Origin of the sequence: Pseudomonas lactis, assembly GCF_001439845.1 — a bacterium.
GTDB lineage: Bacteria > Pseudomonadota > Gammaproteobacteria > Pseudomonadales > Pseudomonadaceae > Aquipseudomonas > Aquipseudomonas lactis.
Map to the genome: position 1 here is coordinate 76,637 of NZ_JYLO01000020.1, position 13,172 is coordinate 89,808.

The following is a 13,172-nucleotide window of genomic DNA, read 5'->3' on the forward strand; positions in this document are numbered from 1 at the left end:
CCACGTCGCTTGGCCTATGGGAATAACCCATCGAAACAGGTGGGCCTTCACCCTCAGGAGCCCTGCATGACCTCCCCCCTCCATGTTCTGCGCAGCCGCACAGTCGGCCTGCTGTTCCTTGCCTTGCAACCGCTGTGCGGCGCGGCGGTGTTGGCAGCCGATGAGCGCCAGCACTTCAACATCGACGCCGGCACGCTGGATCAGGTGCTCTCGCGCTTTGGCGTGCAGGCGGGCATCAGCATGGCGGGGCGTGCCACGCTGACTGCCGGCAAGAACAGCCAGGGCCTGACCGGCGACTTCACCACCGACGCCGCGTTGACAAAGCTGCTGGAAGGCACGCGCTTGAGTTATCAGCGCCTGGCCGATGGCAGCTACGAGCTGTACCAGGGCGGCACGGCCCTTGCGCTGCCCACGCAGAAAGTCATCGGCGAAGACCCGCAAAAACAGCAAGTGTATGCGGCGCCGCGTTCCTCCGTGTATATCTCCGGCGAGGACATGCAGCGCTTTGGCGTGATCTCCGCCGGCGACCTGCTCAAAGGCCAGCCCGGCGTACAGGTGGGTGACAGCCGCAACGGCGGCGGCCTGGATGTAAACATCCGCGGCATCCAGGGCCAGAGCCGCGTGGCGGTTACGGTGGATGGCGCGCAGCAAGCACTGGATGTGTATCGCGGCTACGCCGGCACCCAGCAGCGCAGTTACATCGACCCGGATTTGATCAGCGATGTGACTATCGACAAGGGCCCCAGCGTTGACTCCGGCGCCATCGGCGGCACGGTTAAAATGCGCACCCTGGGAGTTGAAGACATTCTGCGCGATGGGCAAAACATCGGCCTGCGCCTCAAGGGCGAGACGTGGAACAACGGCGTTGCGCCCGCCTACCGCGACGGTCACTCATCAGAGGGCAGCCTGTACGCCGAACCGCACCGAAACCGTGGCGGGTTGTTCGGCTCCCAATCCGAATCCGGCAGCGCCGCGTTTGCCTACACCCATGACCTGTTCGATGTAGTCGCAGCCTACGCTCACCGCAATCAAGGCAACTATTTTGCGGGCAAGAAGGGCCAGGATCGCTACCGTACCTACGACCGCTATGGCGACGAAGAAAGCACGGTGGCCAGCACTTATAACGCCGGCGAAGAAGTACTCAATTCGTCGGCCGAGACCGAATCCTGGTTGCTCAAGACCACCCTCCGCCCCACCGACGAACACACCTTTGACTTGGGTTACCAGCGCTACAACGGGCACATCGGCGAGATCATGCCGTCGGACATTTTTCGGTTCGGCACCGGCGGCATCTACCAGTACCCACTGGGCCATACCCAGATCGACACCTATACCGCGCGCTACCATTACCTGCCCACCAACAACCCGCTGGTGGACCTTACCACCAGCCTGTGGATGACCGATGCGCAAACCAGCCAACTGACTTCAGTGCTCGCGCCCGCGTCCCAAGCCTACCGTTCGGACCGCAACTGGAGCCGCCAGGCCAACCGTCGCATCGGCGGCGACCTGGCCAATACTTCGCGGTTCACCAGCGACTATGGTGACCTCAAGCTGGACCTGGGCGGTGGCTTCCAGATCGAAGAGCTGCGCCCGCAAAAAGGCGTGGTCACCACCCAGCATGACATCAACGCCAACCGCAGTTTGCGCGATGGTTCACGCCAGGAATTCAACCTCAACGGCAAGCTCGAATACCAACCCGTGGACCGCCTGACACTATGGGGCGGTGGCCGCTATACCTATTACCGCACACAAGACCATGTGCCGCTTTCAACGGCGCGCTGGGAAGAGCGCCCGTTGCGCTACGTGTCAGCCACGAAGGCCGGGACCTACGGCAACATGCTCTGGTTCCCCGACATGAACGGGGACTACACCGACGCTACCGACCCGCGCCTGAACAACGGCATCGTTTTCAGTAACACCAACTTCCCATTTGAAGGCCCGCGCTATAACGATTTCGGGGCCACGGAGACCTCGGTGTATGAGCCCCAGGTGGGCGAAGTGGTCAGCGGTTATGACTACTCCGGAAAAAACCGCAACAGCGGCGGTGCGTTTGCGCCTGCCTTCGGCATCAACCTGGAGGTGGCGCCCGACACCTTCGTCTACGCCTCTTACACTCAGGGTCTGCGGATGCCGTCGCTGTTCGAGACCAGCCAGGGCGTATTACAAACTTTACCCGGCAAAGGCTTGAAGCCCGAGCGTTCGAGTAACTGGGAAATCGGCGCCAGCACCCTCCAAAAAGGCCTGTTTGTGGCTGACGATGAGGCGGCGATCAAACTGGCGTACTTCAACAACACCATCAAAAACTACATCACCCGTTACTACGACCCCAGCCCAGGCCTGATGGGCCTGATGCAATTCAGCAACACCGACAGTTTCAAGACCAGCGGCCTGGAGTTGCAGTCCCATTACGATGCCGGCCGTGTGTTTGCCGACCTGTCATCCACCTCCTACCTCAAGACCCAAACCTGCGACTCGGCGTTCGCCGCTCGCCTGCGTGCCAGCAGCAACCGCTATCGCGACACCAGCCAGACGCCCAACTGTACGCCCGGCAGTTTCATGGGCTCCTACACCAACACCCAGAACCCGCCACGCTTTGCCGCCAACCTGACCACCGGCCTGCGCTTTTTCGCCCAGTCGCTGACGGTCGGCACGCGCATCACCTACACCTCCGGCCCCACGGTGACCGCCGATAAACCTTGGCAGACAGGCGCCACCACGCCGCAATTGGTCTATCGCGAAATGACGCTGGTGGATCTGTTCCTCAACTACAAATTGCAGGACCACACCCAACTGAACGTCTCGCTGCAAAACCTCACCGACCGCTACTACCTGGACCCGCTGGCGCAAAGCTTTATGCCGGCGCCGGGCCGAACCCTCAGGGTGGGTCTACAGACAACGTTCTGACGCTAAGCTGAGCATCGCCCTATCGCCTTTGAATCTGCACCGTGGCAAACGTCGGCTCGTCACGCGCCTGCTCCAGTACATCCCTGGGTTTTTGCGGGGCCAGGGATTGCCCCTCTGGCCGTAACGCAGGCGGCGGATGCAGGCGCATGTCCGAGCGCTCATCGCTGGGCGCCACGCCGAAGAAATCCCGGTAGCACTTGGAAAAATGCGGCGTGGACACAAAGCCGCAAATCACCGCCAGTTCGACAATCGAAATGGGCGTCTGCATCAGCAACTGGCGCGCACGGGTCAGGCGCAGCTTGAGGTAATAGCGCGATGGCGTGCAGTACAGGTGCTTCTGGAACATGCGCTCCAACTGGCGGCGTGACACGTGAACATAGGCGGCCAGTTCGTCGAGGTCGATGGGTTCTTCCAGGTTGGATTCCATCAGGGCGACCACTTCTTGCAGCTTGGGCTGTTGCGTGCCGAGCAGGTGCTTGAGCGGCACGCGTTGGTGGTCGCGCTCGTTGCGAATGCGCTCGTACACGAACATCTGGGAAATCGCCGCCGACAGCGTGTGCCCGTGATCGCGGCCGATCAGGTGCAGCATCATGTCCAGCGGTGCAGTGCCGCCGGAGCTGGTGAAGCGGTTGCCATCGAGCGTGAATACGCTGGAGCTGACCTTGACGCGGGTGAACGCCTCCTGCATCGACGCCATCAGCTCCCAATGCACGCTGCACTGGAAGCCATCGAGCAACCCCGCCTGGGCCAGCGCCCAACTGCCGGTGCACACCGCGCCGAGGCGTTTGCAGTACAGGCGCGCCTGGCTGCGCAACCAGGCGATGAGCGCAGGGCTGATAGCCTGTTGAATGCCGACGCCGCCGCACACGATCACCGCATCGAAGCCGCGCTGGTCCTGCGCGCACGCATCCGGGGTCACCGACACGCCATCGCTGGCCCACACCGGCTGGCCGTCCAGGCTCAGGGTTTGCCAACGGTAGAGTTCTTCGCCCGCCAATTGGTTGGCCATGCGCAGCGGCTCGACCGCACACGACAGCGATATCAGCGTGAATTGGTCCAGCAGCAAAAAGCCGATGGTCTGGCAAACAGGTGCCTCGGTTTCCATCACCGCTACCCCACAGGCGTGATCAGGAATGTTCCAGCGCCACCGGCTTGGGTGCCCGGTTGTGCTGGCGCGCCGTAACCAGGCCGATGAAGGAAATCACCAACGCCAGGCCAATGGTCGAGGACACTTCGGTGCGGTGCTCGGGCGTCACCATCATCACCCCCAGGGCCAGGCAGATGAACACGATCACCAGGTAAGTCAGCCAGGGAAACAGCCACATACGAAAGGTCAACTCGACGTTTTGCCGAAGCAGCAAGCGACGCATACGCAGTTGCGAGATAGCGATCACCAAGTACACCAACAACGCGATGGCGCCGGAGCTGGCGAGCAGGAACTGGAACAGACCGGCCGGCATGAAGTAGCTCAGCAACGTAACGCCCGCACCGATGATGGTGCTGGCGATCACCGCCGCCCGGGGCACGCCCGCCTTCGAGGTGATTTTAAGTGCCGGTGGCGCATCGCCGCGTTTGCCCAGGGAAAACAACATGCGCGAGGAAATGTAGATCGAGGAATTCATGCAACTGGCTACCGCGATCAACACCACCACATCGACCATGAACTTGGCGTTGGGGATGTTCATAATTTCCAGTGCACGCTGATAGGAACCCACGGAGGCCAGCAGCGGGTCGTTCCAGGGCACCACGGAAATCACAACGGAGATCGACAACAGGTAGAACACGCCGATGCGCCAGATCACCGAACGCGTGGCCTTGGCGATGTTCTGGGCCGGGTTGCTCGATTCCGCTGCGGCGATGGTCACCGCCTCAGTGCCGATGAAGCTGAACATGATGGTAATGAACGCGCCTACCACCGCCGACAGGCCGTTGGGGGCAAACCCGCCATGTTCTTCCATCAAGCGGCTCAAGCCGCTGGCTTCGCGATCCGGGATCCAGCCCATGAGCACGCTGAAACCCAGGCCGATAAAGCCGATGATGGCAATCACCTTGGCCATGGCGAACCAGAATTCGAACTCGCCGTATTTGGCCACGCTGAACAGATTGGTGATCACCAGCAGAACGATTGAAACCAAGGCAAACAGCCAAGCATCGACCTGAGGGAACCACTGGTTGAGCACGTGCCCGGCGGCCAAGGCTTCGATGGGAATGACCAGCACCCAGAACCACCAATACAACCAGCCGATGGTGAACCCCGCCCAAGGGCCGATGGCCTGGTCGGCGTAGGTGGAAAACGAGCCAGTGTCCGGGCGCGCCACCGCCATTTCCCCCAGCATGCGCATGACCAGCACCACCAGCAGGCCGGAGAACAGATAAGCCAGTAAAACCGCCGGCCCCGCTGCGGCGATGGCATGCCCGGAGCCGACAAACAACCCCGCGCCGATGATGCCGGCGATGGACAACATGGTCACGTGACGCGGCTTGAAGCCCTGCGCCAGCTGACCGTTGGAATCGTTGCAGTTGAGGCTAGTCATTGTTTTTGTTGTTCTCGGGCGGCCAATGACCTTCACCTTAAGTGCCCGAGGCCAGGCACAAGTAGCCTGGTTACGCCACCATCGTGCCTGATATCGACATGGGGAATGGTGGCCCCCTGAAGTAACGGGCGGCGCGCCCTACTCTTGCGCGCTGCGTATCAACGACCCGAACAGCTCGCCACGCGGCATCTTGCTCAGCTCGATATCGGCATTTTCGAACCACTCCCGCCCAGCTTCCGGGTGCGGCCCGCTCAGCACCACCACGCCACGTTCGTAGGTGTACCGCGCCGCCGCCACATCGCCATTGTGGTAAGTAGCGATGACCTTGTAGGGCGCAGCGGCGCTGGCTTTGGGAAAATACGGGCCGTCCTGATAGAACACAGAGTCAGGCTGCTCGTCCCACGTCACCCGCACGGCGGCGTCTTCAATGCCGGCCACTTCAAAACCGGGACGGCCGGCTTCGGTGTCGAGGGCCTGGGGGATCAGGCCGAGGTTGTTGTCGTCGGCCAGGTAGGCGCCCATGCACAGGCCCAGGTAGCGGCCGCCCTTGGCGACGTAATCGCGGATAGCTTCGGCACGCGCATCGCCCAGGCTGTCGAGGGCGGCCGGGATGTCCTGGCCGCCGCCGGGTTGCACGTAGAGATCGTAGCGCGCCAGGGTTTGCGGGGTGATGTCGATGGGTTCGTCGGCGCCAACGAAGTCGATCTGGTAATTGGGGTTCAAGCGCTGCAGGGCGGTTTTCACGTTTTCCGAGCAATCCGGGCAACCCGCCAGGCCACGGTAGATGGCGACATGGGTGATGGGGCCTGCGCCATGTACGGGTAAAGGATGCAGCGTAGCAAAGGCGAGAAACGTGGCAGCGAGGGCAGGCAGTTTCATGGGTAGGCTCAACGCTCAGTTGAATGGGTTTGATCCAGTGATCGCAGCGCCAAGCCTATAACGATGAGCCTTTTGAATTCGTGAAGAGTTGTAAATCCACGTCGGCCATTCATCCACTTCCCAGCATCTGCCATAACGACGCGCCTACTCCGGTAATACTCTCACCGGCGATCAGCCCCGCCGCTGCCGTGATCGCAAAGCGCTGCGTCACGCTCGGCCAGCGACAGCTCACGGCCCAGGTCATGATCGCGCCCAGGGCCATCATCAGCGACACCGACGCAGGCAAGACAAACGCCAGTCCCAAGGCTGCCGCACTCGGCAGGTAGCGGGCGCGGTGTGTGGGTAATGTGCTGTCGAGGATGCCCAGCAGCACGCCGAACAAGCTTGCAATGCCGATGGCCCAGCGGATGCTGGGGGACAGTGAATCCAAACCGTGGGTCAGGGTTTGGGCCACGGCTTTCCAGGTGGCGACGGCCGGGGCCGGCCATTGTTCGGTGAGCAGCATGGTCTGAGGGTCGGGGATCAGCGCCAGGTATGCGAATACGCCGACGATGCTGCCGACAAAAATCCCGAGAATCTGGGCGATAACCTGTTTGTGCGGCGTCGCGCCAATCGCCTTGCCCACCTTGAAGTCATTCATCAGGTCCGTGCACTGCCCCGCCGAACCGCCGGCGGTGTTGGCGCTCATCAGGTTGATCGGCACCTGGCCCGGCGCAACGATGCCAAAGCTCAGTTGGGACAGTTGCCCGATGGCGCCAATCGGCGGAATACCGGTGGCCCCCACCACCCGCGCCGCCACGGCGGCCAGGCAGATCGCCAGGGGAATGGTCAGCAGCGCCATCCCAAGGTTGATACCGAACAACAGCGCTTGCAGGCTCACCACCAGCGCGATCGCCAAGGCGAACCCCACGGCAGGCCCAGGCTTGGGAACCGCCCAGGGCGTGCCGCCAGTCGCTCGGGTTGAGCGATGCAACGCCCACAGGCGAATCGCCAGGGACGCCAGGGTGGAACACACCATCAGGCTCACCCCGGGCCACAGCAGCCACTCCACCAGCGCGGCAAATTGTGGGCCGCTGCTGTCGGCGGGCAGGCTCACCAAGCCATTGGCCAACAGCCACGGCCCCAGCCCGCCCCATGCCAGCAAGGCGCCGAGCAGCAGGGTCAGGCCTACGCGAATGCCGATGATGCCGCCAAACCCCAGCAACAGCAGGGAGGGGTCGGCGGTGAAGGTCAGGCGCTCCAACTGGGCGTTCGGCGACCAGCGCGGGAAGGCCCACATGAAGGTATCCACCCACTTGACCAGCCCGGACAACAGCGCCGCGCCGAGCAGCACTTTCAAGCGCGTGGCGGCTTCGCGGCCATGGTTGTAGATGTGCAGCAGGGTTTCCAGGGTGGCCATGCCTTCGGGAAACTTCAGTGCCTTGTCATTTAGCAATGACGGCCGCAGGTACCACGCGATCCAGATCCCCAGGAAACTTACCGAAAACACCCAGGCAATCATCGGCAGCGCTGCCAGTTGGTTACCCGTCAGCAGGGTATACGCCGGGATGGGCGCGACCAGCCCGCCGGAAATGATCGACGCCGCGGCAGAGGCCACGGTCTGGTTGATATTGCTCTCGTGCAGGGTCCACGGCAGGTGTTCACCGGAACGCTTGGCCAGGCCCTGCCAGAGGCCATAGCCGATCAGCAAGGCGATGATCGACATATTGAACGACCAGCCGATCTTCAAGCCTGCGTACACGTTGGAGGGGGTCAGCAGGATACCCAGCACGATCCCGGTGATGACCGCCCGCAGGCTCAGTTCGCGCTCTACAGGCGCGATTGACGAGGTGGAGTGCATGCAGATTCCTTTCGAGAAAAGCCAGTGCCACCTCTTAAGTGAGCGCTGGGAGACTCGAAGGTTCACCTGCCAAAGCGGGTTAAACCGGTAAGGGACAAGCCCCGGTCACCTTCTGTAGGAGCGAGCTTGCTCGCGAAAAACCCAAAGGCGCCGCGTTCATCCAGGAAACACGCGTTATCGTTTACGTTTTTCGCGAGCAAGCTCGCTCCTACAGGAGGCGGTGTCGGTGGTCCCGCTATTTGGCGAACGCGTATTCCCCGCCCCGCTCCACCGCCTTGCGGTATGCCGGGCGCGCCTGGAGCTTTTGCAGCCACGCGGCCAGGTTCGGGTAGGCCTGCAATTTGCCCTGGGCCTGGGCGACTTCGCCGATAAAGCTCATCTGGATATCCGCGCCGCTGAGTGCGTCGCCCACCAGGTACGGCGTGTGGCCCAGCACATCATTCAGGTAGCCCAGGTAGTTGGCCAGTTCCGATTCGATCCGCGGATGCAGCGGTGCACCCGCTTCACCCAGGCGTCCGACGTAGAGGTTGAGCATCAGCGGCAGCATGGCCGAGCCTTCGGCAAAATGCAGCCATTGCACATAGCTGTCGTAGGCGTCGGTGGCCGGGTCGGGTTGCAGTTGGCCGTTGCCGTGGCGGCGGATGAGGTAGTCGATGATCGCAGCAGATTCGATCAGCACGCGGGAACCGTCTTCGATCACCGGGGATTTGCCCAGGGGGTGGATGGCCTTGAGTTCAGGCGGCGCCAGGTTGGTCTTGGCGTCACGCTGGTAGCGCTTGATGTCGTAGGGCAGGCCCAGTTCTTCAAGTATCCAGAGAATGCGTTGTGAGCGAGAATTGTTGAGGTGATGGACAGTGATCATAGCGGACAGCTCCGTTAGGGATAAGCAGAAGACTACACGTCGGAGGTGAAGTGCCCTGAATGTTGTTCGCCTAAAGAGCAAATCACGTAATATCGCTCAAGGCTCGACTGTTCCACAGCAAAGGACTGCACATGCAACGCATCGTGATACTGGGTAACGCAGGCAGTGGCAAATCAACCCTGGCCCGCGACCTTGGCAGGCGCCTGAATTTATCCGTAGTGCATCTGGACAGATTGTTCTGGGAGCCTAATTGGGTGGAGGCCGACAATGAGGTCTTCCGCGCGCGGGTCTGGCAAGCGGTTGCATCGGACCGATGGGTCTGTGAAGGCAATTACGCCCGACGGACTTTCGATCTACGCCTGCCGCGCGCAGACCTCATCATATGGCTCGACATACCTCGCACCACCTGCTTGCGACGAGTGCTTATGCGCAGCTTGCTGGACCGGCCGCGTGCAGATAAGCCCGCAGGCTGCAAGGAGAAACTGGACAGGGAGTTTCTGAACTTCCTGAGCTTTTGCTGGAACTACGATCGGGTGAGCCGACCTGGCATTGAAGCGGCGCGCATGAACATCGGGCCGCAGATTCCAGTGATTCACTTGCGCAACGCACAGGAAGTAGACGAGTTCCTGAAATGCGCAGATCAACCCTGTGGGTTCACCCGCATGTACTGACTGAAATTATTGATGTGATCATCCAGGTTATCCTCAAGCATCATCCGGTACTGGTCGCAGAAATACTTCAACATCGCTTCCCGCGCATCCGCCATTTCGGCGCCGGACTTGAAGTTGCGCGCACTGGCCCAGGCATTGAAGCGTGTGGTGCCGAACATCATTGACGCGCTGACCTCGCCGAGACTTTCGCAGGTCTTGAGCTGTTCGTTGGACAGTTCGATATGGGCGTCTGCCCGGTCGTAGAAGGCTTGGTCCGTGGTGTCGGCCATGGCGGGTTCCTGGTGAGCTGATGATGCGGCTATTGGAGCATATCCGGGGATCACAGTTCTAATGTGGGAGATGTCGCTCAGGCGAGCAACTGATCGATCCACTTCACCTGCTGCACGATCTCCTGCACTTTCTGCTCGGGCACCGCCTGCCGCGCTTGTTCGAGGCTGGCCAATGTCTTGCGTTTCTCGCGCAATATACGTTGCCACTTCGCCAAAAAATCCTCGCTACGCGCCTGCATTTGCAGCGGGCCGAAGTACAGTTGCTCGGCGGTATAGGTCATCGTCTCGGCGCGTTCGGCGACGATGATTTCGTAGTAGAAGCGGTTTTCCCGCAGCAGCTCCTCGTGCAGGATCTGGTAGCCGTTGTCCATCAACCATTGGCGCAGGGGTTGCTCGCCGCCGTTGGGTTGCAGGATCAAGCGTTCCCGGCCATTGAGGTGCGCCTTGCCGCTGTCGAGAATGTCGCGGATCGTCTCGCCGCCCATGCCGCACAGGCTGACAGCGGTAATGTCATCGCCGGCTTGAATCGCCGCCAAACCATCGGCCAGGCGCACGGTGATGTGCTGCGCCAGGCCGTTGTCGGCCACGGTACGGTTGGCCGCCTGAAACGGTGTAGCGGCCACTTCCCCCGCCACGGCCGCCGCAATAGCGCCGCGGTGTATCAGGGCCACCGGCAGGTAGGCGTGGTCCGAGCCGATATCGGCCAGGCGGGCACCCGCCGGTATGTGCGCGGCCACGCGCTCCAGGCGCTGAGACAAGGTGTGTTCGTTCAACGGTGATTCCTTAAGAGTGCCCGGAAAATCGATCCCGGCTGTTGGTCAAGTGCAGCACCATGGCCGCGCGCGCGGCGTCTGGGTCCTGGCGCTTGATGGCGTTATAGATCGCCTCGTGCTCCAGGTTCGCCAACTGCCCCAGTTGGGCAAAGTCCGCGCCGCCGCGCTCGACGGCATTCACCTGGGTGCGCGGAATCATCGCCGTGCCCAGGTGCTGCATGATGTCGGTGAAAAATGTATTGCCGGTGGCTTCGGCGATCAGTTGGTGAAAGCGCTTGTCCTCCTCCACACAGCTGTCGTTATTGGCCAGGGAGGCTTGGTAGTCGTCCAGCGCCTGGCGCATGTGGGCCAGTTGTGCCTCGCTCCTGCGCAGCGCGGCCAAGGCCACCGCTTGCACTTCCAGGCCCAGGCGCAATTCGAGCATGTTGCGCACGCTGGCGACTGTGTCTACATGCAAGCGCAGGCCTGGCTGCGTGTGCTGCTCGAGCACAAAGGTTCCAATGCCGTGACGCGTCTCCACCAGCCCCGACGCCTGCAACTTGGACAAGGCTTCACGCACCACGGTGCGGCTCACCCCATGCTCAAGCACGATGGTGGATTCGGACGGCAGTTTTTCACCCGGCTTGAGTTGCCCCAACCGGATGCGCTGGGTCAGTGCCTCGACCACACCCTGGGCCAGGTTGGCGGAACGTTTACGCACAGGCGGTGTGCTTTTAATCGGCATCGAGACGGGTCCACGGGGTTGGGCTGGGGGGAGCTTATCACCCTGAGCGCACGGGGCGACGGGTGGCGGAGAAAAACACCTAGCTTGTATGACAACACACTCATCCCAACTCACCCGAGCCTGTCTTCGCTTTGAGAGAAGCGCACACCCCGAGCCGTCACCAGCAGGGCAAAACCCAATAAAATCTGGAAAATAACCAAAATAGCCAATCTCAATACCGGCTTATAAGAACAAAAACAGCTCTCACAGGATTGCGGCCTTCAAAAAACAACTTGTATGATGTCCGTCAACAAAACACCAAGCCCGCATAAAAATAATCAGGGGGAGTTTTCATTCGTGAAGCATTCAAGCCCAGCCTCAGCCGCACCCGAAAGTGATTCAGCGCTCGCCCGCGCCGTGAGCAAAGTGAAGGGCCATGTGCTCCCACTGTTCGTGGTCATGTTCATCCTCAACTACATCGACCGGGTCAATATCGGCTTCGTGCGCACGCACATGGAGCATGACCTGGGCATCGGCGCAGCCGCCTACGGCTTCGGCGCCGGACTGTTCTTCATTGGCTATGCGCTGTTCGAAGTGCCGTCCAATATGCTGCTGCAAAAAGTCGGCGCGCGTATCTGGCTGACCCGCATCATGTTCACCTGGGGCATCGTCGCCACGCTGATGGCGTTCATCCAGAACGAAACCCACTTCTACATCTTGCGTTTCTTGCTGGGCGTGGCGGAGGCCGGTTTCTTCCCCGGCGTGATCTATTACTTCACCCGCTGGTTGCCCGGTGTGGAGCGTGGCAAGGCCATCGCGATCTTCCTCAGTGGCTCGGCGGTGGCGTCATTGATCTCCGGGCCGTTGTCGGGGGCCTTGTTGCAGATTGAAGGGCTGGGCTTGCACGGCTGGCAATGGATGTTTGCCATCGAAGGCCTGGCATCGGTGGCGCTGGGTTTCTTTGTGTGGTTCTGGCTGGACTCCAAGCCCCATGATGCCAAGTGGCTGAGCCGCGAAGAACAGGATGCGCTGGTGGAGACTATCGATCAGGAGCAACGTGATCGTGAAGCCCTGACCACGGTCAAACCAACCATCGGCAAGCTGCTCAAGGACCGCCAGATCCTGCTGTTCTGCGCCCTGTACTTCTGCATTCAATTGACGATCTATGCCGCGACCTTCTGGCTGCCGAGCATCATCAAAAAGATGGGCGACTTGAGTGATGTGCAGGTGGGCTTCTTCAACTCGATCCCCTGGCTGATCTCGATCATTGCCATGTACGCGTTCGCCTCGCTGTCGGGCAAGTTCAAGTTCCAGCAGGCCTGGGTCGCAACGGCGTTGTTGATCGCCGCGGCGGGGATGTTCATGTCCACCACGGGCGGGCCGATCTTCGCCTTCGTTGCGATTTGCTTTGCGGCCATCGGTTTTAAATCCGCGTCTTCGTTGTTCTGGCCGATCCCCCAGGGCTACCTGGATGTGCGCATCGCCGCCGCCGTGATCGCGCTGATCAACTCCATCGGCAACCTGGGCGGGTTTGTCGCGCCAACCACCTTTGGCTTTCTTGAACAAACCACCGGGTCAATCCAGGGCGGGCTGTATGGCCTGGCCGGCACCTCGGTGCTGGCGGCCATCCTGGTGTTCTTCGCCAAGACTTCACCTTCTGCCGTGTCGGCCGCGCCAAGCGCTGTGACCACCGGCACCCCTCTCAGCAAACCCCTTTGAGCCCAGTCAGGAACTTGC

At 61.2% G+C, this 13,172-nt stretch carries 11 protein-coding genes; 3 read left to right on the forward strand and 8 right to left on the reverse strand.

The annotated features are described in order from the left end of the window. Positions 1 to 66 precede the first annotated feature (66 nt). Entirely contained in the window at positions 67 to 2,904 is a 2,838-nt protein-coding gene (locus TX24_RS27745; RefSeq protein ID WP_057711859.1) for a TonB-dependent receptor, read from the forward strand. Between the two features lie 19 nt (positions 2,905 to 2,923). Here the strand turns inward: TX24_RS27745 and gbdR are convergent, their stop codons facing one another. The 5 genes from gbdR to TX24_RS27770 form a co-directional block, all read right to left on the reverse strand. Further along, on the reverse strand, positions 2,924 to 4,009 hold the full coding sequence (gene gbdR, locus TX24_RS27750) for a choline metabolism transcriptional regulator GbdR (RefSeq protein WP_034136032.1): 1,086 nt from the start codon (positions 4,007 to 4,009) through the stop codon (positions 2,924 to 2,926). 22 nt (positions 4,010 to 4,031) lie between these two features. Beyond that, positions 4,032 to 5,438 (reverse strand): amino acid permease, encoded by a 1,407-nt coding sequence (locus tag TX24_RS27755; protein WP_003192665.1) that lies wholly within the window; start codon positions 5,436 to 5,438, stop codon positions 4,032 to 4,034. Positions 5,439 to 5,576: 138 nt separating this feature from the next. Continuing rightward, a complete protein-coding gene (locus TX24_RS27760; protein ID WP_057711860.1) occupies positions 5,577 to 6,317 on the reverse strand; it encodes a BPL-N domain-containing protein in 741 nt (246 codons plus the stop codon). A 109-nt stretch (positions 6,318 to 6,426) separates the two neighbouring features. Next, positions 6,427 to 8,157, reverse strand: a complete 1,731-nt coding sequence (locus TX24_RS27765; protein ID WP_003192669.1) for an OPT family oligopeptide transporter — start codon at positions 8,155 to 8,157, stop codon at positions 6,427 to 6,429. Between the two features lie 235 nt (positions 8,158 to 8,392). Further along, positions 8,393 to 9,019: a glutathione S-transferase family protein gene (locus TX24_RS27770; RefSeq protein ID WP_003192671.1), complete on the reverse strand. Its 627-nt coding sequence runs from the start codon at positions 9,017 to 9,019 to the stop codon at positions 8,393 to 8,395. 131 nt (positions 9,020 to 9,150) lie between these two features. Between TX24_RS27770 and TX24_RS27775 the strand changes: the two genes are divergently transcribed. Beyond that, positions 9,151 to 9,690, forward strand: a complete 540-nt coding sequence (locus tag TX24_RS27775; protein ID WP_057711861.1) for a P-loop NTPase family protein — start codon at positions 9,151 to 9,153, stop codon at positions 9,688 to 9,690. On the opposite strand, the gene TX24_RS27780 is transcribed toward TX24_RS27775, so the two are convergent. From TX24_RS27780 to TX24_RS27790, 3 genes are all read right to left on the reverse strand, one after another. Further along, positions 9,660 to 9,959, reverse strand: a complete 300-nt coding sequence (locus TX24_RS27780; RefSeq protein ID WP_034136037.1) for a DUF3144 domain-containing protein — start codon at positions 9,957 to 9,959, stop codon at positions 9,660 to 9,662. The genes TX24_RS27775 and TX24_RS27780 overlap by 31 nt on opposite strands. 77 nt (positions 9,960 to 10,036) lie before the next feature. Continuing rightward, positions 10,037 to 10,732, reverse strand: a complete 696-nt coding sequence (locus TX24_RS27785; protein ID WP_003192676.1) for a tRNA (adenine(22)-N(1))-methyltransferase — start codon at positions 10,730 to 10,732, stop codon at positions 10,037 to 10,039. A 10-nt stretch (positions 10,733 to 10,742) separates the two neighbouring features. Further along, entirely contained in the window at positions 10,743 to 11,456 is a 714-nt protein-coding gene (locus TX24_RS27790) for a FadR/GntR family transcriptional regulator (RefSeq protein WP_003192677.1), read from the reverse strand. 336 nt (positions 11,457 to 11,792) lie between these two features. On the opposite strand from TX24_RS27790, the gene TX24_RS27795 reads away from it, so the two are divergent. After that, positions 11,793 to 13,154 (forward strand): MFS transporter, encoded by a 1,362-nt coding sequence (locus TX24_RS27795; protein WP_034136218.1) that lies wholly within the window; start codon positions 11,793 to 11,795, stop codon positions 13,152 to 13,154. Positions 13,155 to 13,172: the final 18 nt, after the last annotated feature.